Genomic DNA, 22267 nt, shown 5'->3' on the forward strand with positions numbered 1-22267 from the left:
TAGGGTGGCCCGCATGGCTGACGAGCAGCAGAAGGCGACGACCGGTGAGGCCCGCGCCGAGGGTGCGACCACCGCGACGACCACCGACACGACGACGGTCACGACGACCCCCGCCCCGCCCAAGGACGACCTCGTCACCACGAGGCACGCCCTCAAGGTCGGACGTCGGACCCTGCGCTACACCGCGACCGCAGGGCGCGTCGTGCTGCGGGAGGAGGTCTTCGAGGACGGGGTCTTCAAGGGGCACCAGTCCAAGGCCGAGATGGGCATCACGGCCTACGTCCTCGACGCGCCGGCTGGCAGCCAGAGGCCGGTCACCTTCGCCTTCAACGGCGGTCCGGGTTCCAGCTCCGTCTGGCTCCACCTGGGTCTCCTCGGCCCCCGCCGCGTGGACTCCGGCGACGTCGGCGCCCTCACCCCTCCGCCCTACGGCCTGCTCGACAACACCGAGACGCTGCTCGCGGTGTCGGACCTGGTGTTCATCGACCCGGTGTCCACCGGCTACTCCCGAGCCGTCGAGGGCGGCAAGGCCAAGGACTTCCACGGGTTCAAGGCCGACATCGAGAGCGTGGGCGAGCTGATCCGGCTGTGGACCACCCGCAACAACCGCTGGCTCTCCCCGAAGTTCATCATCGGCGAGTCCTATGGCACCACCCGGGCGGCCGCTCTCGCCGAGCACCTCCAGTCGGTGCACGGCCTGTACCCCAACGGGATCATGCTGATCAGCTCGGTGCTCGACTTCGCCACGATCGACTTCGACTTCCGCAACGACCGCGCCCACGCGGACTACCTGCCGACCTACGCCGCGACCGCGCACTTCCACGGCAAGCACGGGCGCAAGGCGCTCAGGACGGTGCTCGCCGAGGCGCAGGAGTATGCCGAGCGGGACTATCCCTGGGCCCTCTCACGCGGGTCGCGGCTCACCCCCGCCGAGCGCGCCGACCACGTCAGGCGGCTGGCTGCCCTGATCGGCCTCGGCGAGGACTACGTCGACCGGGCCAACCTGCGGATCGAGCACGTGCGGTTCTTCACCGAGCTGCTGCGCGACGAGCGGCTGGCCGTCGGCCGGCTCGACACCCGCTTCACCGGCCCGCTCGCGTCGGGGACCGCGGAGAAGTGGGACGCCGACCCCTCCCACGACGCCATCGCCGGCCCGTATGCCGCGGCGTGGAACCACTACGTGCGCCAGGAGCTGGGCTTCGAGAGCGACCTGCCCTACACCCAGATCTCCTCGGTGGCCCACCAGGAGTGGTCCTACAAGGAGTTCGAGGCCAAGCCGGTCGACGTCACCGGTCAGCTCTCCCGGGCGATGCGCGGAAACCCGCACCTCAAGGTCCACCTCGCCTACGGCTACTTCGACGGGGCCACGCCCCACTACGCGGCCGAGGACGTCGTCGCCCACCTGGACATCCCCGCCTCGCGGCGGGACGACATCCAGCACCACTACTACGAGGCCGGCCACATGATGTACGTGCACGAACCGAGCCGGCTCAGGCAGTCCCGCGACCTCGCGGAGTTCGTGACCCGGTCCAGCGGGGTCGCGTCCGGCTGACCAGCCGCGTCAGCGCCGGGCGCCCGCCCCGGCCCTGGCGCTCCGCTCCTGGGCCGGGGCGTTCAACCCCCGCGACCCACGAGCCGACCTGCCCTGTCGCGCCAGCTGGGCGGCCTTGACGCCCTCGGCCGCGGCCAGCGCGTGCTCGACAGCCGGGGCCGTCTCGACCGGCCGGAGGTGCTGCGACGACGATGGCCGGGGCTGGTGGGACGCCTCCCTGGACGAGGTGGGCTCGCTCGCCCGCTGCGTGGGTGCATCCGTGCCGTAGTAGCCGCCGTAGTAGCCACTGTCCGTCGACTTCGGCGGGACCCGGTTGAGCACGACGCCGAGGGTGTGGCCCTGCACGGCGTCGAGGCTGTCGAGCGCCGCTGCGAGCTGGGTGTCGAGAGTGCGGCCGGCAGTCACCACGACGATGGCTCCGTCCGCGGCGGCGGTGAGGACCGCGCCGTCGGTGACGGGGAGCAGCGGCGGCGCGTCGATGATGACCATGTGGCCGCTGTCGGCCAGCCGGTCGAGGAGCCTGCGCATCGCCTTGGACCCGAGCAGCTCGCTCGGGTTGGGCGGCGTCCCACCGGCCGCGAGCACCCAGAGGTTGGGCAGCGAGGCCACCTGCTGCGCCACGTCGTCGAACGCGACCCGGCCGATCAGCACGTCGGTCAGGCCGGCGCCCTCGACGAGGCCGAAGGACTCCGCCACCACGGGGCGGCGCAGGTCACCGTCGATCAGGACGACGCGACGGTCTGACATCGACAGGGCTGCTGCGAGGTTCGCCGCGATCGTCGACTTGCCGTCGCCGGGCAGCGGGCTGGTGACGACGATGACGCGCGGCGGGTTGTCGATGTCCATGAACTGCAGGTTGGTGCGCAGCTTGAGGAACGCCTCGGCCGCGTGGACCGGGTCCTTGGTGCGCAAGCCGCCGACGACGAGGGGCACGACGTCGCCGCGCTTGCGGACCATCGCCGGGCTGGCCGGGATGGTCGCGGCCACGGTGACACCGAACTGGCGGGCGAGGTCGTCCGCACGACGGATCTTGCGGTCGAGCTGGCTGCGCAGCACGGCATACGCCAGACCGAGCAGGAGGCCACCGACCACGCCGACCCCGACGTTGCGCTCGGTGTTGGGCGAGACCGGGGTGGTGGGCAGCGCCGCGGACTCGACCGGGACGACGCGCAGCGACTGCGTCGCGGCACCCGAGGGGTTCTCGACCTTGTCGACCTGCCGCGCCAAGGCCTGGACCCATGCGTCGGCGAGCTGCTGGGCCGCTCGCGGTGAGCCGTCGCGGGCACTCACCTTGATCAGGACCGTGTCGACGGGCTGGGTCACCGTGACCCTGCCGATCAGGCTCGCCGGTGCGGCCTGGAGCCCGAGCTCCTCGATCACCGTGACGGCCGTGGCCCGGGACCGGGCGAGGTCGACGTACGAGGCGGCACGCGACTTCGCCAGCATGTCGCCCACGGACGCCTCGCCCGCGCTGGAGCTGGAGCCGGCGCTGACGAAGCCACTGGCGTCAGCCTGGTAGATCCGCGGCTGGACCAGGGACAGGCCCGCGGCCGCGGCGGTACCGAGCAGGACGAAGACGACCATGCCGCGCCAGTAGGCGCGCACGATCCTCAGGTAGTCGGTCAGCTCCACTGTCGCCCCCTGGCCCTCGTGGTGGCGGCGCCTGACGTCGGCGTCGCTGCGGTTGCTCTACTGTGCGGCAGGTGACCTTCGTCGTCCCCGCGCCCGCCACCCAGGTGGATGCCTTCGGTGTGCGGGTCGAGATCCGGGTCGGCGGTGACCGCGGCACGCTTGTCGTGGACCGCGTCCCGGCCCTGTGGGAGTTCTGCTCCCCCGGCTCGGGTGGCCCCGCGGACGTCGTCGTCGAGGCCGTCCTCGACAGCGACCCTCAGGTGTGCGCCGCTGCCGACGAGGCGGGTCTGGTGTCCCGCCACGACATCGAGGACCTGCTCCAGGTACTCACGCAACGCATCACCGTGAGCGCCATCGACGCCAGCCAGGGTCGCCACCTCATGCTGCACGCGGCCTGCCTGGGCGACCCTGCCACCGGTGCCGCGGCGGCCTTCGTGGCCCCGGGCGGCACGGGCAAGACGACGCTCGTCCAGACCCTGGGTCCCGGCCGGTGGTACGTCACCGACGAGACGACGGTCGTGCTCGACGACGGCACCGTGCGTCCCTACCCCAAGCCCCTGTCCGTGCGACGCCGTCCCGACAGCCCCTTCAAGAACGAGACCGCGCCCAGCTCGGTCGGCCTGCAGCGGGTCGAAGGCGACGTCCACCTGGCCGCCCTCTGCCTCCTGGACCGCGACGACGGCCACGTCGGACCACCGCGGGTCGAGACCCTCTCCACGCTCGACGGCCTGGTCGCCCTGGTCCCCCAGACCTCGCACCTGCCGGAGCTGCCGCGACCGCTGCAGCGCGTCGCCGCGCTCTGCGAGTCGCTCGGTGGTCTTCATCGGGTCACCTATCGGGAGTCGGCCGACATGGCCGGGGTCGTGGATTCGTTGGTCGGGAGGAGCCGGTGAGGGCTCGACGGCTGCCGGTCGTGGACCGGGTGGTGCGGGACGGGGAGTCCGTGGTGCTGGTCGGTCGCGAGGTGATCCGCCTCTCGGCCCTCGCGACCCACCTGCTCGAGCGCTGTGCCGACTGGACCGACCTCGACGACCTCACGAGCGCCCTGCTGGCCGAGTTCGGCAGCACCCCCGAAGGGGTGGATGCCCACGCAGCCACCGAGGCCGCTGTCACCACGCTCGCCGAGCAGGGACTGCTCGAACGTGCCTGAGGCCCCCACCCGCTGGCAACGACACCCCCGTGTCGCCGTGGTCGACAGCGGCTCCCGCGTGGTCGTCCTCGTGCTCGACGACCCCACCAGGGCCAGACCGCTGGTCCTCGAAGGTCCGGCCGCCGCCGTCTGGCACGCCCTGGAGACGCCCCGCACCACCGAGGAGGTGGTGTCCGACGTCAGCGTCGACTTCGGCATCCCTGCTGCCGAAGTAGAGGCCGACGTCGCGGCGTTCCTGTCCGAGCTCGCGGCGAGCGGGCTCATCCGCCCAGCGAACCCGGACACGGGACGACCTAGCTGACCGGAACCACGAGGTCCGGGGACTGGGGCACTCCGTTGACCGAGTACTTGACCAGCACCGTCGGGCCTGAGTTGTTGCCTCCGCGCAGCAGGGCGAAGATCGCGCTCGTCTGCCCCCCGACCGTGAGGGTGACCGTCTGCGGGACGACGGTGAACGGCACCGTGCCCGACTGGGTCTGCGTGGTCACCTCGGTGATCGTCACCGTCACCTGCGTCCCCGGAGGCCCGGTGAGCAGGAACGGCAGGGTCAGGGTGTAGTTCTGTGAGGTTCCGTGGACCATCGACCCCGTCCCCGTGGCCCGGCCTCCGGCGCCCGACGCCGCGGCCGCCGGAGCGGCCGTCGCGACCATGATCACCGGCACGGTCCAGGCAGCGCCGAGCGCCACCGTTCGCCTGCTGACCAGCGGCTTTGCGCCCCCGACCGTGTTTCCCTGCTCACCCATGGGTGCCCCGCCCTTCCGGACTCGAGAGCCCGTTTGATTTCGTGTGCTGAACGTAGGGGGAAAGGTCTGGTCTTCACCAGCATTTGGTAAAGAAATAGTAAGGAGGCGGGCGTGTTTGTCCGGGTTTCGCCTCGTTCATTCGACGTATCCGCCTACTCCCGGGTAGTCCTTTCGGCTGAGGTTGGGTTTCGTGTCGCACGTGTACAAGTGGCGCGGGTGCGCAAGAGTGGTCCCGATGCGGGCCCGAGGCAGGCCCGCCGAGTTCTCGAGGAGAGTCGAATGCGGACACCGGCACTGAGCTCCAGGCTTCGCGCAGAGGCCCTGGGCACCTTCTGGCTGGTCTTCGGTGGTTGCGGCAGCGCCGTCTTCTCCGCGAAGTACCTCGCGCCCAACGTGGTCGCGGGGCAGAGCGTCCAGCTGGGGATCGGCTTCCTGGGGGTCGCGCTCGCCTTCGGCCTGAGCGTGATGACCATGGCGTATGCCGTGGGGCACATCTCGGGCGCCCACTTCAACCCCGCGGTCACCGTGGGGGTGGCGGTCGCCAAGCGCTTCCCGTGGAGGGACGTCCCCGCCTACGTCGCGGCCCAGGTCGTCGGCGGCCTGCTCGCCGGCCTGGCCCTGTGGGGGCTCGCACGAGGGGCCAGCGGCTTCGACGCCACCGGCAACCTCGCCGCCAACGGCTACGGCGACCACTCCCCCGGCGGCTACTCCCTCGCCGCGGTGCTCTGCGCGGAGGCGATCCTCACGGCCTTCTTCGTCTACGTCATCCTCGGAGCCACCGATGACCGCGCCCCGGTCGGCTTCGCGCCCATCGCCATCGGGTTCGCCCTCACCCTGATCCACCTCATCTCGATCCCGATCAGCAACACCTCGGTCAACCCGGCCCGCTCCACCGCCGTGGCGTTCTTCAACGGCAACGGCGCCCCCGCGCAGCTGTGGGCCTTCTGGCTGGCGCCGCTCGCGGGGGCCGCCATCGCCGGGGCCACCTACATCCTCGTGACCGGGGTCGACCGGCGCGACGAGGACATCACCGGGATCATCGCCGACGAGGACGTGCGCACCGACCGGTGAGCCGTCGCGCGCGGCGGGCCCGCCCGGCATACGTGCACCGCCGGCAGACCTGCCCCGTCACCGCCTCGCACCCCTGACGAGACCCCCGCACCACCTCGGTGCGGGGCTCTCGTCGTGGGCGGTCGTGCAATTGTCTTGATATCAAGATAATCTCCGCCCAGGGGCTCGCTCCGGCTCCGGCCGATAGCCTGAAGACCGCCCTCGCACGACCCGACGACATCCGCACACCACAGGAGAGAGCCGCGTCCATGGCCAAGATCATCTACACCCTCACCGACGAAGCCCCCATGCTGGCGACCTACTCGTTCCTCCCGGTCATCGAGGCGTTCGCGGGCACCGCCGGGGTCGACGTCGAGACGCGCGACATCTCGCTGTCGGGTCGCATCATCGCCGCCTTCGACGACCTGCTCCCCGAGGACCAGCGCATCGGCGACGCCCTCGCCGAGCTGGGGGCCCTGGCGACGACGCCCGAGGCCAACATCATCAAGCTGCCCAACGTGTCGGCCTCCGTTCCGCAGCTCAAGGCCGCGGTCGCCGAGCTCCAGTCACAGGGCTACGACCTCCCGGCCTACCCGGACGAGCCGACCACCGACGAGGAGCGCGATGCCCGCGCCCGCTACGACAGCGTCAAGGGCAGCGCCGTCAACCCCGTTCTGCGCGAAGGCAACTCGGACCGTCGGGCGCCCGCGGCCGTCAAGAACTACGCGCGCAAGCACCCCCACTCCATGGGCGCCTGGAGCAGTGACTCCAAGACCACGGTCGCCACCATGGGCAAGGACGACTTCCGCTCCAACGAGCAGTCCGTCGTCCTTCCCGCCGACGACACGCTGACCATCCAGCTGGTCACGGCCGACGGCACCACGACCCTCAAGAGCGGTCTCGCAGTCCTCGAGGGTGAGGTCGTCGACTCCACGGTCATGCGTGCCGCCGCCCTCGACGCGTTCCTCGCCGAGCAGGTCGCCCGGGCCAAGGCCGACGGCGTGCTGTTCTCGGTCCACCTCAAGGCGACCATGATGAAGGTCTCCGACCCCACCATCTTCGGGCACGTGGTCCGCGCGTTCCTCCCCGAGGTCTTCGCGCAGTACGGCTCCGACCTCGATGCTGCCGGGCTGTCGGCCAACAACGGGCTCGGCTCCATCCTGGACGGCCTCGCTGCCCTCGGCGACAAGGGCGCCGAGATCAGGTCCGCCATCGAGCAGGGCCTGGCCGACGGCCCGCGCCTCGCGATGGTCAACTCCGACAAGGGGATCACCAACCTGCACGTCCCCAGCGACGTCATCGTCGACGCCTCGATGCCCGCGATGATCCGCACCTCCGGCCACATGTGGGGCCCCGACGGCGCCGAGGCCGACACCCTCGCCGTCATCCCCGACAGCTCGTACGCCGGCGTCTACCAGGCGGTCATCGACGACTGCCGCACCCACGGCGCCTACGACCCCACGACGATGGGCTCGGTCCCCAACGTCGGGCTCATGGCCCAGAAGGCCGAGGAGTACGGCAGCCACGACAAGACGTTCGAGATCACGGAGGCAGGCACCGTCCAGGTCGTCAACGCCGCCGGCGAGGTGCTGATGTCGCACGAGGTCCAGCCGGGCGACATCTGGCGGGCCTGCCAGACCAAGGACGCCCCGATCCGCGACTGGGTCAAGCTGGCCGTGACCCGCGCCCGCGCCTCCAGGACCCCGGCCGTCTTCTGGCTCGACGAGTCCCGCGCCCACGACCGCAACCTGATCGCCAAGGTCAACGCCTACCTGCCCGAGCACGACACCGAGGGACTCGACCTGCAGATCCTGTCGCCGGTCGACGCGGCGACGCTCTCGGTCGAGCGCATCCGCAAGGGCGAGGACACCATCTCGGTCACCGGCAACGTCCTGCGCGACTACAACACCGACCTGTTCCCGATCCTCGAGCTCGGCACCAGCGCCAAGATGCTCTCCGTCGTCCCGTTGATGAACGGTGGAGGCCTGTTCGAGACCGGGGCCGGCGGCTCGGCGCCCAAGCACGTCCAGCAGCTCGTCCAGGAGAACTACCTGCGGTGGGACAGCCTCGGGGAGTTCCTCGCCCTCGGCGAGAGCCTGCGCCACATGGCGACCACGACCGACAACGCCCGGGCGCTGGTGCTGGCAGACACCCTCGACCGCGCGACCGAGCGGCTGCTCAACGAGAACAAGGGCCCGGCCCGCAAGGTCGGCCAGATCGACAACCGCGGCAGCCACTTCTATCTCGCGCACTTCTGGGCCGACGAGATCGCCTCGCAGGAGCAGGACGCCGAGCTTGCCGCAGCCTTCACCGAGGTCGCCAAGGCGTTGCGGGACAACGAGTCCCGGATCAACGACGAGCTGCTCGCCGTCCAGGGCCACCCCGCTGACATCGGCGGCTACTACCGGCCCGACGCCGCCAAGGCGGCTGCAGTGATGCGCCCGTCCGCGACGTTCAACGAGGTGCTCGCCAGCCTGCGCTGACCCACACCGCTGGTATGCCGTGTGGTCGCCGAGGGTGACCACACGGCATACCTGTCGCCAGGGGCGAGCCGTCCGGTTCGCCCGGAATGTGGGGCGTGGCCACGGGGTTGCACCGGACATGAGTGACTGGAACGAGGGTGTGGTCGCGGAGTTCCGCGCCAACGGGGGCAAGGTCGGCGGCTACTTCCAGGGGGCGCCGATGATCCTGCTGCACCACATCGGTGCCAGGAGCGGCACCGTGCGGGTGACGCCGCTCGTGTACTTCCCGCAGGACGACGGTTCGATGCTCGTTGTCGCGTCCAAGGGCGGCGCCCCGACCAACCCGGACTGGTACCACAACGTGGTCGCCAACCCGCGGTTCGAGGTGGAGGTGGGCACGCGGACCTTCACGGTCGACGCGGAGGAGCTCAGCCCCGCCGAGCGCGCAGAGCGCTGGCCGCGCATCGTCGCCGAGCGGCCTGGCTTCGGGGACTACGAGACCAGGACGACTCGTGTCATGCCGGTGCTCCGGCTGCGCCCCGTCGCCTGAGCGAGGCGGGTGGTCCGCAACGGTCGGGCGCGGGTCAGAGGGCTCGCATCCGGTTGTTGCGCGGGTTGTGCTCGACCTCGGCGAGTCCGAGCTCCTCGAGCAGCGGTGGCAGGTACATCCCCACCCGGCCCCGATACCCCTTGCGCAGGCCGTACCAGCCGCCGACCGGGTTGTCCTCGGCGCGACCCCAGGCCTCGACGGTGCCCTCCTTGGCGGGCTTCTGCTCGTCGGCACTGCCCAGTGGCACCCAGTCGCCCTGCTCACGCAGCCAGGCATGCAGGTCGTCGACCACCCGGGCGTCGTACAGCAGCTTGGTGGAGCCGACCTGGCAGACCAGCTGTGCCGGTTCCGCGGCGTCGTCGCGGTACATCGTGTAGTCACCTGTGCCGGGAGGCGTCTTCAGCTGCCAGGGGTCGTCCTTGGTGCCGGTGCCGCTCATCGCTTCTCCCTCGTCGGGCCGGAGGTGCTGCTCGTCAGCACCATCTTGAACCCCTCGTGCGTTGCCGTGAAACCCAACCGCTGGTAGAACCGGTGGGCATCGCCGCGGGACTTGTCGGTCGTGAGCTGGACCAGCGAGCACCCCCGGTCGACGGCCCACCCGACCGCCCACTGGAGCATCTGCTCGCCGAGGCCGTGACCGCGGTGGCTGGTCGCGACCCGGACGGCCTCGACCTGCAGCCTCGTCGAGCCGCCACGGGACAGGCCGGGGATGGTGGTCAGCTGCATCGTGCCCACCGGGGTCCCGCCGTCGTCGAGGACCACGAGCAGCTGCGCCGGGTCCGCGTCGATGGCCGCAAAGGCCCGCTCGTATGCCGTGAGGTCGTCTGGATCCTCGCGCGTCGCCCCGAGCTGGTCGTCGGCGATGAGGCCCACGACGGCAAGGAGGTCGGCGCGCGTCGCGCGCCGCAGCACCACCGCCCGGTCACCGGCCCGCAAGGACGCCAGGACAGGACCCGTCGACGCGCCATCAGCCGCGTGCCGGCCCTCGAACCACGCCGGGCCGTCCTGGGCGAGGGCTCGCTCCAACCGGGTCCGCGAGCGCTCCATGAGGTCGTCGGGCAGGGCGTCGAGAGCGAACCAACCCACCTCGGTCGACTCGTCGTCGTTGACCCGTGCCTCGCCGGAGACGTGGCGAGCGGTGAAGCAGAGGTCGAGGTACTGCGCCCGGTCGCCGTTGGGATAGGTGAGCGGCGGCAGGGTCCAGACGGCGTTGAGGGAGTCCAGCTCCGCCACCACGCCGGTCTCCTCCTCGATCTCTCGCAGGACGCCGGCCGCGGGCTGCTCCCCGGGCTCGAGGATGCCGCTGACCAGCGCCCACTGGCCGAGGTCGGCCCGACGGGCCAGCAGCACCTCACCGCGCTCGTTGCGCACGACGGCCGTCACGCCGGGCAGCCACAGCAGGTCGTGACCGACGCGCTCGCGCAGGCTCAGGACGAAGTCGGGAGTGGGCATGCGCCGACCCTAGCCACCCGGTCTGCGGGCACGGTGTCCCTGCTAGCGTCGTGCTCGCAGGTGTGCGGTTCCGCCGCCGCCAGCCCGCCGACACAGTCCCCAGAGTGAAGGGCCCTCCCGTGAGCACTACCCCCGTCAAGGTCGCCGTCACCGGTGCCGCCGGCCAGATCGGCTACAGCCTCCTGTTCCGCATCGCCAGTGGCTCGCTGTTCGGCCCCGACACCCCCGTCGAGCTGCGCCTGCTCGAGATCACGCCGGCGCTCAAGGCGCTCGAGGGTGTCGTCATGGAGCTCGACGACTGCGCGTTCCCGACCCTCGCCAAGGTCGAGATCGGCGACGACGCCGAGACCGTCTTCGACGGCGTCAACCACGCCCTGCTCGTGGGTGCCCGTCCGCGCGGCCCCGGCATGGAGCGAGGCGACCTGCTCGAGGCCAACGGCGGCATCTTCGCCCCGCAGGGCAAGGCCCTCAACAAGGTTGCCGCCGACGACATCCGCGTCACCGTGACCGGCAACCCGGCCAACACCAACGCCCTCATCGCCATGAGCAACGCCCCCGACATCCCCCGCGAGCGGTTCTCCGCGCTGACGCGCCTCGACCACAACCGCGCGATCTCCCAGCTCGCGGCCAAGCTGCAGGTGCCCGTGACCGAGATCCGCAAGATGACGATCTGGGGCAACCACTCGGCGACGCAGTACCCCGACCTGTTCCACGCCGAGGTCTCCGGCCGCAACGCCGCCGAGGTCGTCGGCGACCAGGAGTGGCTGGCCGGCACGTTCATCCCCACGGTCGCCAAGCGGGGCGCCGCCATCATCGACGCCCGCGGCGCGTCCTCGGCTGCCTCTGCGGCCTCGGCCACGGTCGACCACGCCCGTGACTGGGCGCTCGGCACCCCCGAGGGCGACTGGGTGTCCATGTCGGTCGTCTCCGACGGCTCCTACGGCGTGCCCGAGGGCCTCATCTCCTCGTTCCCCGTGACCGTCACCGACGGCGCCTGGTCGATCGTCGAGGGCCTCGAGATCGACGAGTTCTCGCGCGGCAAGATCGACGCCTCGACGGCCGAGCTGGCCGAGGAGCGCGAGGCGGTCAAGGGCCTGGGGCTGCTCGGCTGACCCAGCCGCCCGTCATACGCCGAAGCGGCCGTCCCCGGTGGGGAGGCCGCTTCGTCGTGTCGGCGCGGCGGGCCGGCACCGACGGCCAGGCGGGTCAGAGGCGCGGGTCGAGGTTCAGTGTGTAGGTGATGACGGCCAGCGCGAGCGCCAGCACCGTCATCGTCACGACGTCGACGCCCCGCGAGCGCACGCCGAGCCCGCCGCTGTGCGCCGAGGGCAGGACCAGGCGCAGCAACGCCCCCAGCCCGAGTCCGGCCGCGACGACGTAGCCGGCGAGCCGGACCTGGCCGGTGGTGAAGATCGCGGCACCCGCCAGCAGCACGACGGCGGACACCCACCACCAGCCCAGCCGCGGCGCGGTCACGAAGTCAGGCCGAGGTCTGGGCGAGCTGGCGCTCCGCCGCGGCCACGATGTTGGACAGCAGCATGGCGCGCGTCATCGGGCCGACGCCGCCGGGGTTGGGGCTGACCCACCCGGCCACTTCGGCGACGTCGTCGGCCACGTCTCCCGCGACCTTGGAGCGACCGTCCTCGGCGACGATCCGGCTGACACCGACGTCGAGCACCGCGGCGCCGGGCTTGACCATGTCGGCGGTGATGAGACCCGGCTGCCCAGCGGCCGCCACGACGATGTCAGCCTGGCGCACCTCCGCGGCGAGGTCACGGGTCCCGGTGTGGCACAACACGACGGTGGCGTTCTCGCTGCGTCGGGTGAGCATGAGGCCGAGCGGACGGCCGACGGTGATGCCACGCCCGACGAGGGCGACCCGGGCACCGGCGATCGGCACGTCGAACCGGCGCAGCAGCTCGATGCATCCGGCCGGCGTGCAGGGCAGGGGCGCCTCCTTGCCGAGCACCAGCCAGCCGAGGTTGGTGGGGTGCAGCCCGTCGACGTCCTTGACCGGGTCGACGCGCGAGAGCAGCGCGAACTCGTCGAGCCCGGTCGGCTGCTGCACGAGGAAGCCGGTGCAGGTGTCGTCGGCGTTCAGCTCGTCGATGACGGCCTCGACCTCGGCCTGGGTGGCGGTGCCGGGCAGGTCGCGGCGGATCGAGGTGATGCCCACCTCCTCGCAGTCTTTGTGCTTGGCGTTGACGTACCAGCGGCTGCCGGGGTCGTCGCCGACGAGCACCGTGCCGAGCCCCGGCACGACGCCGTGCTCGCGCAGGACGTCCACCCGCCCACGGAGCTCGTCCTTGATGGTCGCCAGGACCGCTTTGCCGTCGAGGATGCGTGCCGTCACGGTCGCCCATCCTGCCACGCGGGTGCGCGGTCCCCGCGCCACCGTCGCCGTCCGGTGCGCAGGTGGCCGACGACACGGACGGGGAATGCGGAAACAACCCACGCAGAACGGGCACACGTGGCAAGGTGTCCGACGGCTCGCGGTCGGCACAGGGTCGACCAGCCGCACGATGCAGAGGGGATGGGTACGTGTCGAACCTCAAGGGGCGGGTGGTCGCGGGAGTCGTGGCAGTGGCCGCGCTCGCGACGGGTCTGAGCAGCATGTCTGCCGCCCAGGCAAAGCCGATCGACCCGGGCGCGGGAACAGCGCGGACGCGCTCCTACGTCCCGCCGCCGGTGGCCTGGGGCGACTGCGCGAGCTCGTCGTTGCGCGCCGCCGGCGCCAAGTGCGGTCTCATGACCGTGCCGCTGGACTACTCCCAGCCGCGTGGCACGAAGGTCAAGATCGCCCTCTCGTGGATCAAGCACAAGCCCACCGTCCCGGGACAGGGGCTCATGCTCGTCAACCCGGGTGGCCCCGGGGGGTCCGGCCTCACCCTGTCGCGACTCGGGGCGTACATCCCCAAGGGTGCTGGTGACGCCTACGACTGGATCGGCTTCGACCCGCGCGGCGTGGGCTCGAGCCAGCCGACGCTCAGCTGCGACGGCGACTACTTCGGCTACGACCGCCCCGACTACGTGGCGACCACGCCCGAGCTCGAGAACGCCTGGCTGACCAAGTCGGCGGGCTACGCCTCCAAGTGCGACACGGCCGGCGGTGCGCTGCTCGACCACACCCGGACGGTCGACTGGGTCAAGGACATGGACGCCATCCGCGCCCTTTTCAAGGCCCGCCAGATCAACTTCTACGGCTTCTCCTACGGCACCTACCTCGGCCAGGCCTACGCCTCGACCTACCCGTCGCGGGTCCGTCGCATGGTCTGGGACGGCGTCGTGGACTGGACCAAGGTCTGGTACCAGGCGAACCTCGACCAGGACGTCGCCTTCGACGGCAACCTCGACCGCTACTTCACCTGGCTCGCCTCGCACAACTCGACCTACCAGCTCGGCGCGACCAAGGACGCCGTCAAGCAGAAGTGGCTCGACCAGCTGGCCGCCTCGCGCACCGCCCCGCTCGGCGGCAAGCTCGGCCCCGACGAGTGGACCGACGCCTTCGTCTCGGCCGGCTACTACGTCTACGGCTGGGCCGACCTGGCCGACGCGTTCGTCGCCGCCGTGGGTGGCGACTACGACCCGATGATCGCCGAGTACGACAGCGCCAACGGCGCCGGTCCGGGGTCGGACAACACCTTCGCCGTCTACAACGCGGTGCAGTGCACGGACGCCCCGTTCCCGGCCGACTGGTCCACGTGGAAGGCGGACACGGAGCGGGTCGCCGCGACCTCGCCGTTCCTCACCTGGAGCAACACCTGGTACAACGCGCCGTGCCTCACCTGGGGTGCGCCGCCCGCGGCCACCAAGCCGGTCATCAAGGGCGGCGACGCCCCGTCGGTCCTCATGGTCGGCGAGACGTACGACGCCGCGACGCCGTTCTCGGGCGCGCTGCAGGCTCGGGCGACGTTCCCGCGCTCCAGGCTCATCGAGGGCGTGGGGGGCACGACCCACTCGGGGTCGCTGTCGGGTGTCGACTGCGTCGACCTGCGGATCGCGGACTACCTGCTCACGGGCAAGCTCGACGCCCGCAAGGCCGGCAGCGTCTCGGACGTCAAGTGCGGCGCGGTTCCTCCCCCGGCGCCGAACACGTCCATGCTGGCCCGTGGGGCGTCACGTCCCGCGGACCGGCTCCCCGCCGACCTGCGCTCGGCCCTCGACGTGCTGACCGGCCGCCGCTAGCCCGACAGCACGACGACACAGCGGCCGGCGTCGCCCCTCGGGGCGGCGCCGGCCGCTGTCATGCCCGGTTCCGGTCCGGCTCGTCAGGCTCCCGTCGTGGCGTCCGCCAGTGCGGCCACGGCGGCACTGAAGCACTGGGCCGGTGGGGTCACCAGCCCCGCCCCGACCTGCCCCGTGCCCGCCACGCGGCCCGCCATACCCGTGTTGATCTGGGGCAGGATCCCCGTCCGCGCCACCGCGACGGCGTCGATGCCCGTGGGAGTTCCCCGGAACTCCAGGATCGGCACCTGGTATGCGGTGTGCTCACCCACCGTGATCTCGTACATCGTGCGCGTGGCCCGCAGTGCGAGCGGCACGTCGCCGCCGACGAAGCGCACGATCGCCGGGGCAGCGGCCATGGCGAACCCGCCGATGCCGGCGGTCTCCGTGATGGCCGAGTCGCCGATGTCGGGGTTGGCGTCGTCCGGACCGTACGAGCCGAGGAAGAGTCCCTCGGGGGTGTTGGCGGGACCCGTGAACCACTGGTCGCCGGTGCCCGCGGTGCGGATGCCGAAGTCGGTGCCGTTGCGGGCCATCGTCGTGACGACCGTCGACCCGGGGATGCCCTCGGCCGCGAGGGTGGACAGCTTGCAGGCGGGCATGCCCAGGTTGAGGAAGAAGTGCTCGTTGGCACCGGAGAACCGCACGGCCTCGGCGACGTCGGAGGCGCTGGCGTCCGCGGTGATGAGTGAAGGCAGCAGCTCGCGCAGCAGCATCAGGGACCCCGCACGGTTGCGGTTGTGCCCCTCGTCGCCCATCTGGAGCATCTGGGCGATGATGGACTTGATGTCGATGGGGCCGGCCTTGCGAATTGCCTGCTGCAGCAACGGTCCCAGCACCGAGTTCATCCAGCGGAGCCGATCGATCACCTCGGGCCCGAAGGCGCCGTAGCGCAGAACCTTGCCCAGCCCCTCGTTGAGCGAGCACCAGGACATGTGGTCGTGGACCTCGTCGCGCAGCTCGTAGACCCACATCGACGGCGAGACGACCCCGGCCATCGGGCCCACGGCGTCGCGGTGGTGGCAGGGCTCGAGCGTCACGTCACCACGACCGAGGGCGGCCTCGGCCTGCTCGGGCGAGTCGGCCAGTCCCTCGAACAGCATGGCCCCGATCAGGGCGCCCTTCATCGGTCCCGAGGCGCGCTCCCAGTCCAGGGGCGGTCCCGCGTGCAGGAAGGTGCCACGCTCCAGGCCCAACGCCTCGCTGGCCGGGCGCACGTCGACGAAGTCAGCCCCCGCCGCCGTCATCCTTTGCAGCGCAAGGGCGTTCGCCTCCCGGCGGCGAGGGTCAGCCATGAGGCGGGCCAATGCCGGGCCGGTGCCGTCGAGGGGCGGCTGCCACTGCGTCTCGGTGACCGGCACGGCCTGGTCACGCAGGGCGTCGGCGAACAGGCTCACGCCCGCGGTCGCGACGACCGGGTCGGTGGACAGCAGTCCCTGGAGCGGGCCGGTCATGCCGTCACCTCGTCGCGGTCGTCGGCGGGCAGGAGGGCGACCGCCTTGCGCGTAGCGGCGGCGTTGGACTGGAAGACCCAGGCGCCGGCGTCGGCGAGCGCCCGCGCCGTGCGCTCGAGCCCCTGGGGGTCGCGCTGGGTGCCGGTCATCGACACCACCACCGGCAGGTCGCGGCCGTCACGGGCCGCTCTCGCCCGGGCAGAGCCGATGGCTTCGGCCAGCTCGGGGCCCGGGTCGGGGTGGGCCCCGTGGCCGAGCACCAGGTCGAGGAGCAGCACCCCGCAGGTCGGGTCGGCCGCCTCGACCGCGATCCGATCGGTGCGCAGGCTCGGGTCGATCATCGGGTGGGCGCGACCGCGGGTCAGGCCGTCGTCGCCGAAGTCGATCACGACGTGGTCAGTCGCGCGCAGGTCGGCTGGCAGAGCGAGCTCGGGTGCGAGGGGGATGTTGGACCGGAGCCCGACACCGCCCAGCTCGTCGGACGCGACCAGCATCGCCTCGTCGGCCAGCGTCCCCCCGCAGAACAGCCCCCGCAGGTAGCGGCCCGCCGTCCCGGAGCCCGGAGTCTTCGGAGACTTCTCGGGGTCATCACCCCGGCGATCCTCCGAAGACTCTGGTGGGGCCGGCGCCCACGTGGGCCACCCCGCAGCCGGGGCGGGCGAGCCGGTGGCGGCGAGGACCGACTCGACGGCGGCGGTGAGGTCGGGGCGACCCGCGCCGAGGGTCGCCCAGTGGACGGGTGTCCCTAGGGCGGCGGCATACCGCTGCAGGTCGGCGAGCACCTCGGGAGCAGGCGGCTTCGAGACGACGACGATGGCCTGCGTGCCCTCGTCGGCGGCGAGCGCAGCGAGCGCCTGACGACTCGACCGGCCCGCGACGGCCGACGAGAGGTCGCGGCCACCCACGCCGAGGCAGTGGCTCACCCCGACCCCGGCGGCGTCGAGCAGGCAGAGCACCTGCTGGGCCCCGGTGCCCGAGGCTGCCACGATGCCCACCGGGCCACGCTCGACGACGTTCGCGAAGCCCAGGGCCACCCCGCCCACGACGGCCGTCCCGCAGTCCGGGCCCATCACCAGGACGTCCGCCTCCGCAGCCGCGTCCTTGAGCCGGACCTCGTCCTCCAGTGGCACGTTGTCCGAGAAGAGCATCACCGAGACGCCATGGCTGATCGCGTCGAACGCCTCGGTGGTCGCGTGCTCGCCCGGGACCGACACGAGCGCGAGGTTCGCACCGCCGACCGCGACCGCCGCACCGAGCGTACGCGGCGGCGGCGCCTCACCGAACCCGCCGGACTGCGAGGCTGCCGCCTTGAGGTCGGCCAGCACCTGGTCGAGGGTCGCGAGCCCGCTGGCGACCCCCTCGTCGGAGTCGGCGCGGATCGCGACGAGCAGGTCGTTCGGCACCACGTCGGCGGGCACCGCGAACCCCATGCCGGCGATGACGTCGAGGTTGAGCTCGGTCGCCATGGCCACCTGCGCGGCGACGACACCGGGAGCGGTGGCCACCTGGCGGGAGACCTGCATGAGGCTCACGGAGTCGTAGTAGGCACCTGATCGCACCTCGACGTGGTCGGTCACGGCACACTCCTGTTCGTGGTGAAGGCGTGAGAACCGCCGGCCTGAAGGGCGTCCAGCGCCCCGACGAGCCCGCCGAGCAGGTCGGCCCCGGAGGTGTGGCCGATGGTCCGCACCCGGAGCGCGGCCGCCCGCGCACCGTCGTGGTCACCGGCCGCGAGCGCGTCGAGGACCCGGCCGACCTCCGGCACGGCATACCCGGCGGCGGCCTCGGTCAGCAGGGCGGCGGACAGGCTCGTGGTGGAGCCCAGCCGTGACGCCACCGCGGCCCAGAGGGTGCGCCGCAGCGCAGGGCGCCCGGCGAGGCGCAGGCCCAGCAGGACGCCGCACAACGCGTCGTCGCCGCTCGGYGTGAGGCCCAGCCCGGCGCCGACCAGGGCTGCCACGGCAGGCTCGACCGGCTCGCCGTGCACCAGCGCCTCGGTGAGCCCGGCGGCAGGGTCGCGCCAGGCGAGGGGTCCGGGGTCGCCGGGCCAGGTGCGGGACGGGACCCCGGTCGAGGGGCAGCGCCGCGGGCTCCAGGTCCGGACTGCCCGCACCGTGGCACCGGGCAGCCGCACCTCTCCGGCGCCGACGACCACGACGTCCCCGGGCTGGACCCCCCAGCCGACCCAGGGCAGGTCGGTGGCGAGGGCGAGCGCGGTCGGCAGCCGCAGTCCCCTGCTCGTCACGACCGGCAGCACGTCCCCGTGTCCCCCGAACCGCAGGTAGAGCGCGGCCGGGAAGGCGGCCAGCACGGTGGCGGGTCGCGGGTCGGCCGACAGCCGGCCGGCCATCCGCGCGGACACGGCAGCCGGCCACAGCGTCGCCTGCACAGCCACCACTGACCTCCGGGAGGATCGGCGCACCCGCTCGGACAGGGGGATCCGACGGATCTGACGCAGCGACGCTACCGACTGGGATTACAGTCCCCTCATGGTGAATGTTGCCAATGATGCCGCCCCCGTTGGCGCGGACTTGCCATCCGCACGATCGGGCGGTGTGCTGCGCGACGTGGTCGGCGGGGTGACCCTCGAGGCCCTCCTCACGCTGCCGGCGCTCGCCGGGGCGGAGGTGGTCCACGGTCCCGGTCAGCTGCACCGCATGGTCACCCGGGCGTCGCTGCTCGGGTCGGTGCCGCGCCCGTCCCACCACCTCGTCTGCGCCGAGGCCGGTGCCCTCACGGCTGCCGAGTCGACCGGTCGCGACGTCGTGGCCGAGCTCGCCACCCAGGGCTGCGCCGCCCTGGCCGTCGTCGGCGGGGGCGTCGACGAGCAGGCGCGCTGGCGGGCGAGCGCCGGTGCCGTCGACCTGCCGCTCGCCCTCGCACCGAGCAGCTCCCGGGCCGAGCGCATGGTCACAGAGGCCCTCGACGCGGTGCTCGACCAGCAGGCAGGCATCCTCGAGCGCGTGGAGGAGGCCCACCAGATCCTCGTCGGGGTCGTGCTGGCCGGAGGCGGCCTCGAGGACCTCTGCCAGCGCCTGGCCGGGTTCCTCGGTGGCGCCGCGATGGTGGCCAGCAACGACGGCCGCGTCCTCGCCCAGGCCGGCGACGACCGGGCCCTGGCTGCGGCGCTGGCCCTCGACTGCTTCGACCGGACCGGACGCCTCATCACCGAGCACGAGCCGGTCGGCATCCGCGAGCCGCACAGCCCCGACGCCGGTCGCGCGATGGTGCGGATCGTCGCGGGCCACCTCAACCACGGGCTGCTCGCCGTGTTCGTCGAGGACCGGTCCCTCACCGCCGACGACGTGCACCTGCTCGAGCGCGCCGCCACCGTCGCCGCGCTCGCCATCACCAAGGAGCAGGCGGTCTCGGCCGTCGAGAGCAAGTACCGCGCCGAGTTCCTGCGGGACGCCCTCTCGGGCCGCGCCGGTTCCCCCACCGAGGCGGTCGCCCACGCCGCGGCGCTGGGGTGGGACATCGACCGCCGGCTGGTCGTCGTCGTGGCCGAGACCGACGAGGACGACGAGCACACCACCCGCTCCCCCGAGGAGGTCAGCACCCTCCAGCAGCGGTTCTCGCGCGCCTGGAGCCAGGCCATGTCGGTGCGCGACCCGCAGGCGCCCGTCATGGGGTTCAGCCAGGAGGTCGTGGCCCTGTACGCGGTGCCGCCCCAGGCCGACACCGAGGCGATCATGCGCACGGTCGGTGAGGTCGTCCGCGTCATCAGCGGCATCGGTGGCGGCGGTCGCCGCACCTTCTCGACCGGCGTCTCGCGGCCCATCGACTCGGTCGCGGACCTGCCGCAGGCCTACGAGGAGGCGCTGTCGGCGGTCAGCGTCGGCCGTCAGCTGCACGGCGACTCGGCCGTCACCCACTTCGACGGGCTCGGCATCTTCCGGCTCCTCGCGCTGATCCCCGACAGCGCCGACCTGCGCCGCTTCGTCGAGGAGTCGCTCGGCCCGCTGGCCACCGACGACGTCGCCGAGAACGCCGACCTGCGACGCACCCTGTCGATCCTCATCGACACCAACATGAACGTCGCCGAGACCGCCCGCCTGCTCTTCTTCCACTACAACACGCTGCGCTACCGGATCGTGAAGCTCGAGAAGATGCTGGGCCCGTTCACCTCCGACCCCCAGCTGCGGCTGAAGCTCGCCCTGGCGCTCAAGGTGCACCAGATGCGCGGCATCTGAGCGACGCGCGTATGACGGGTGCGCCCGTCCGCGCCCGCGTCACCCAGGACCGTGGCCCCGCGCCATACGGCAGCGGAGCGCCGCGCCCCCTGGCGGAGGGGACGCGGCGCAGTCCCCATTGGACCCCCTGTGGGGGCCCTCACGCGAGCGCGCCACACCGCACCTTCTGCCGAAACGCTCTGCATGGGCGGTATCAACAATTGCCCAATGCGCGGGCGTGCCGACCCGCTAGTTTTCGCGGTATCCCTGCGGGGACTGTGGCCCGCGTCACCCCCTCGGGACGCGGCGATCGAGAAGGAGTCCACATGAGCTTGGGCTGGAAGCTGCACGGAGACGGCAACCTCTCCGGACCCGACGACGTCGTCGCACCCGACGAACGTCTCGGCTGGGGCAAGACCGTCGGTCTCGGTGCCCAGCACGTCGTGGCCATGTTCGGCGCGACGTTCGTCTTCCCGTTGATCATGGGGCTCAACCCCCAGCTCGCGATCCTGATGAGCGGCATCGCGACGATCGTGTTCCTGCTGATCGTGCAGGGCAAGGTGCCGAGCTACCTGGGCACCTCGGCGTCGTTCGTCGGCGGTGTCGCGGCGATCCGCGCCCAGGGCGGCGACTCCAAGGAGGTCACCGGGGCGATCCTGGTGGCCGGTGTCGTCCTGGCCCTCGTCGGCCTGCTGATCCACGTCCTCGGCTCGGGCATCCTGCACAAGGTGCTGCCGCCCGTGGTCACCGGCGCCGTCGTCATGCTGATCGGCTTCAACCTCGCGCCGGTGGTGGCCAACATCTACTGGCCGCAGGACCAGTGGGTCGCCTTCTTCGTCATGGTGTTCACGATCGTGTGCGCCGTCGCCTTCAAGGGGTTCATCTCACGCATCGCCATCTTCCTGGCGCTCATCTTCGGCACCGTCCTCTCCTGGGTCCTCGACAAGACCGCCGGCGAGATCACCTCGGTCCTGGGCGGAGCCACCGAGGCGACCAGCCACTTCCGCACGAACTTCTCCGGCGTCAAGGACGCGGCCCTCTTCGGCTTCCCGTCCCAGACGACGGTCGCGGCGGACGGCAAGGAGGTCGTCGGCTGGCACACGCCCACGTTCTCCATGGCCGCAGTCCTGCTCGTCCTCCCGGCGGTCATCGCCCTCATCGCGGAGAACACCGGACACGTCAAGGCGGTCGCCGAGATGACCGGCCACGACCTCGACCCGGTGATGGGTCGCGCGATCGCCGGTGACGGCGTCGGCACGATCCTGGCCTCCGCCGTCGGTGGGTCCCCCACCACGACGTACGCCGAGAACATCGGCGTGATGGCGGCCACCAGGGTCTACTCGACGGCGGCCTACTACGTCGCGGCCCTCGTGGCGATCCTGTTCGGCTTCTCGCCCAAGTTCGGCGCCCTCGTGTCGTCGGTCCCCGGCGGCGTGCTCGGCGGGATCACCGTGGTCCTCTACGGCATGATCGGCCTGCTCGGCGCCAAGATCTGGAAGGAGAACGGCGTCGACTTCGGCAACCCGATCAATCTCGTGCCGATCGCGGCCGGCATCATCATGGGCGTCGGCGACGTGAAGCTGAAGTTCACCGACAACTTCTCCCTCACCGGCATCGCCCTCGGCACGATCGTCGCCGTCGGCGGCTACCACCTCGCCAAGGCGGTGGCGCCCCGCGAGCTGCGTGACCGCGCCAACGCCGGTGGTGCCGGTGGATCGGTGATCACGGTCGGCGGCAGGGAGACCTACGGCGACAGCGACGGCATCGACGACCTCTACCAGGACGACGACCGGCGCTGACCCTCCTGGTGTGGGCCCTCGCCGTGC

Annotated in this window: 20 protein-coding genes; 11 read left to right on the plus strand and 9 right to left on the minus strand. The window is 71.8% G+C overall.

Features of this window, described 5'->3' with window-relative positions:
• Positions 1-13: 13 nt before the first annotated feature.
• Entirely contained in the window at positions 14-1552 is a 1539-nt protein-coding gene (locus tag AC1DV7_RS06590; protein ID WP_477595791.1) for a S10 family peptidase, read from the plus strand.
• A 9-nt stretch (positions 1553-1561) separates the two neighbouring features.
• Here AC1DV7_RS06590 and AC1DV7_RS06595 read toward each other — a convergent pair whose 3' ends face one another.
• On the minus strand, positions 1562-3184 hold the full coding sequence (locus tag AC1DV7_RS06595; protein WP_477595793.1) for a tyrosine-protein kinase domain-containing protein: 1623 nt from the start codon (positions 3182-3184) through the stop codon (positions 1562-1564).
• Positions 3185-3255: 71 nt separating this feature from the next.
• Here AC1DV7_RS06595 and AC1DV7_RS06600 point away from each other — a divergent pair, with 71 nt between their 5' ends.
• Genes AC1DV7_RS06600 through AC1DV7_RS06610 form a run of 3 tightly spaced genes read left to right on the plus strand, consistent with a single transcriptional unit; the run spans position 3256 to position 4635 of the window.
• Entirely contained in the window at positions 3256-4077 is an 822-nt protein-coding gene (locus AC1DV7_RS06600) for a hypothetical protein (protein WP_477595795.1), read from the plus strand.
• Positions 4074-4334 carry a PqqD family protein gene (locus AC1DV7_RS06605; protein WP_477595797.1) on the plus strand — a complete coding sequence of 87 codons (261 nt, stop codon included), beginning with the start codon at positions 4074-4076 and terminating at the stop codon, positions 4332-4334. Before AC1DV7_RS06600 ends, AC1DV7_RS06605 begins: the two co-directional genes overlap by 4 nt.
• On the plus strand, positions 4327-4635 hold the full coding sequence (locus AC1DV7_RS06610; RefSeq protein WP_477595799.1) for a PqqD family protein: 309 nt from the start codon (positions 4327-4329) through the stop codon (positions 4633-4635). Before AC1DV7_RS06605 ends, AC1DV7_RS06610 begins: the two co-directional genes overlap by 8 nt.
• On the opposite strand, the gene AC1DV7_RS06615 is transcribed toward AC1DV7_RS06610, so the two are convergent.
• A complete protein-coding gene (locus AC1DV7_RS06615; protein WP_477595801.1) occupies positions 4628-5077 on the minus strand; it encodes a hypothetical protein in 450 nt (149 codons plus the stop codon). The genes AC1DV7_RS06610 and AC1DV7_RS06615 overlap by 8 nt on opposite strands.
• Before the next feature lie 279 nt (positions 5078-5356).
• Here AC1DV7_RS06615 and aqpZ point away from each other — a divergent pair, with 279 nt between their 5' ends.
• The 3 genes from aqpZ (at position 5357) to AC1DV7_RS06630 (ending at position 9139) form a co-directional block, all read left to right on the plus strand.
• The gene (aqpZ, locus tag AC1DV7_RS06620; RefSeq protein WP_477595803.1) at positions 5357-6148 is read left to right on the plus strand and encodes an aquaporin Z; all 792 of its coding nucleotides are present in this window, start codon (positions 5357-5359) and stop codon (positions 6146-6148) included.
• Between the two features lie 248 nt (positions 6149-6396).
• Entirely contained in the window at positions 6397-8610 is a 2214-nt protein-coding gene (locus AC1DV7_RS06625; RefSeq protein WP_477595805.1) for an NADP-dependent isocitrate dehydrogenase, read from the plus strand.
• Positions 8611-8728: 118 nt separating this feature from the next.
• Positions 8729-9139 (plus strand): nitroreductase family deazaflavin-dependent oxidoreductase, encoded by a 411-nt coding sequence (locus AC1DV7_RS06630; RefSeq protein WP_477595807.1) that lies wholly within the window; start codon positions 8729-8731, stop codon positions 9137-9139.
• Between the two features lie 34 nt (positions 9140-9173).
• Here the strand turns inward: AC1DV7_RS06630 and AC1DV7_RS06635 are convergent, their stop codons facing one another.
• Both AC1DV7_RS06635 and AC1DV7_RS06640 read right to left on the minus strand, forming a co-directional pair.
• Positions 9174-9578, minus strand: coding sequence for a DUF6855 family protein (locus AC1DV7_RS06635; RefSeq protein WP_477595809.1), 405 nt, complete (start codon positions 9576-9578; stop codon positions 9174-9176).
• Entirely contained in the window at positions 9575-10591 is a 1017-nt protein-coding gene (locus AC1DV7_RS06640; RefSeq protein ID WP_477595811.1) for a GNAT family N-acetyltransferase, read from the minus strand. Before AC1DV7_RS06640 ends, AC1DV7_RS06635 begins: the two co-directional genes overlap by 4 nt.
• Positions 10592-10710: 119 nt before the next feature.
• Here AC1DV7_RS06640 and AC1DV7_RS06645 point away from each other — a divergent pair, with 119 nt between their 5' ends.
• Entirely contained in the window at positions 10711-11703 is a 993-nt protein-coding gene (locus tag AC1DV7_RS06645; protein WP_477595813.1) for a malate dehydrogenase, read from the plus strand.
• Between the two features lie 94 nt (positions 11704-11797).
• Here the strand turns inward: AC1DV7_RS06645 and AC1DV7_RS06650 are convergent, their stop codons facing one another.
• Together AC1DV7_RS06650 and AC1DV7_RS06655 are read right to left on the minus strand one after the other, a co-directional pair.
• Positions 11798-12067 carry a DUF3017 domain-containing protein gene (locus tag AC1DV7_RS06650; RefSeq protein WP_477595815.1) on the minus strand — a complete coding sequence of 90 codons (270 nt, stop codon included), beginning with the start codon at positions 12065-12067 and terminating at the stop codon, positions 11798-11800.
• A 4-nt stretch (positions 12068-12071) separates the two neighbouring features.
• Positions 12072-12944: a bifunctional methylenetetrahydrofolate dehydrogenase/methenyltetrahydrofolate cyclohydrolase gene (locus AC1DV7_RS06655; protein WP_477595816.1), complete on the minus strand. Its 873-nt coding sequence runs from the start codon at positions 12942-12944 to the stop codon at positions 12072-12074.
• Positions 12945-13132: 188 nt separating this feature from the next.
• Between AC1DV7_RS06655 and AC1DV7_RS06660 the strand changes: the two genes are divergently transcribed.
• Entirely contained in the window at positions 13133-14776 is a 1644-nt protein-coding gene (locus tag AC1DV7_RS06660) for an alpha/beta hydrolase (protein WP_477595818.1), read from the plus strand.
• Positions 14777-14859: 83 nt separating this feature from the next.
• On the opposite strand, the gene AC1DV7_RS06665 is transcribed toward AC1DV7_RS06660, so the two are convergent.
• The 3 genes from AC1DV7_RS06665 to AC1DV7_RS06675 are packed head-to-tail and all read right to left on the minus strand — an operon-like array spanning position 14860 to position 18664.
• Positions 14860-16269, minus strand: coding sequence for a YlbE family protein (locus AC1DV7_RS06665; RefSeq protein ID WP_477595820.1), 1410 nt, complete (start codon positions 16267-16269; stop codon positions 14860-14862).
• The gene (locus AC1DV7_RS06670; protein WP_477595822.1) at positions 16266-17846 is read right to left on the minus strand and encodes an FdrA family protein; all 1581 of its coding nucleotides are present in this window, start codon (positions 17844-17846) and stop codon (positions 16266-16268) included. The genes AC1DV7_RS06665 and AC1DV7_RS06670 overlap by 4 nt, the downstream gene beginning before the upstream one ends.
• Complete coding sequence (locus AC1DV7_RS06675) at positions 17843-18664, minus strand: oxamate carbamoyltransferase subunit AllH family protein (protein ID WP_477595824.1); 822 nt, start codon at positions 18662-18664, stop codon at positions 17843-17845. Before AC1DV7_RS06675 ends, AC1DV7_RS06670 begins: the two co-directional genes overlap by 4 nt.
• Positions 18665-18824: 160 nt before the next feature.
• On the opposite strand from AC1DV7_RS06675, the gene AC1DV7_RS06680 reads away from it, so the two are divergent.
• Positions 18825-20462, plus strand: coding sequence for a helix-turn-helix domain-containing protein (locus tag AC1DV7_RS06680; protein ID WP_477595826.1), 1638 nt, complete (start codon positions 18825-18827; stop codon positions 20460-20462).
• Between the two features lie 305 nt (positions 20463-20767).
• A complete protein-coding gene (locus AC1DV7_RS06685; RefSeq protein ID WP_477595828.1) occupies positions 20768-22240 on the plus strand; it encodes a uracil-xanthine permease family protein in 1473 nt (490 codons plus the stop codon).
• Positions 22241-22267 lie beyond the last annotated feature (27 nt).

The organism is Pedococcus sp. P2_E4 (assembly GCF_056403935.1).

What these genes read in the sequence shown, in the direction of transcription:
- AC1DV7_RS06590 (WP_477595791.1), top strand. Translation starts at nt 14, where the DNA reads ATGGCTGACGAGCAGCAGAAGGCGACGACCGGTGAGGCCCGCGCCGAG.
- AC1DV7_RS06615 (WP_477595801.1), bottom strand. Translation starts at nt 5,077, where the DNA reads ATGGGTGAGCAGGGAAACACGGTCGGGGGCGCAAAGCCGCTGGTCAGC.
- aqpZ (WP_477595803.1), top strand. Translation starts at nt 5,357, where the DNA reads ATGCGGACACCGGCACTGAGCTCCAGGCTTCGCGCAGAGGCCCTGGGC.
- AC1DV7_RS06625 (WP_477595805.1), top strand. Translation starts at nt 6,397, where the DNA reads ATGGCCAAGATCATCTACACCCTCACCGACGAAGCCCCCATGCTGGCG.
- AC1DV7_RS06630 (WP_477595807.1), top strand. Translation starts at nt 8,729, where the DNA reads ATGAGTGACTGGAACGAGGGTGTGGTCGCGGAGTTCCGCGCCAACGGG.
- AC1DV7_RS06635 (WP_477595809.1), bottom strand. Translation starts at nt 9,578, where the DNA reads ATGAGCGGCACCGGCACCAAGGACGACCCCTGGCAGCTGAAGACGCCT.
- AC1DV7_RS06640 (WP_477595811.1), bottom strand. Translation starts at nt 10,591, where the DNA reads ATGCCCACTCCCGACTTCGTCCTGAGCCTGCGCGAGCGCGTCGGTCAC.
- AC1DV7_RS06665 (WP_477595820.1), bottom strand. Translation starts at nt 16,269, where the DNA reads ATGACCGGCCCGCTCCAGGGACTGCTGTCCACCGACCCGGTCGTCGCG.
- AC1DV7_RS06685 (WP_477595828.1), top strand. Translation starts at nt 20,768, where the DNA reads ATGAGCTTGGGCTGGAAGCTGCACGGAGACGGCAACCTCTCCGGACCC.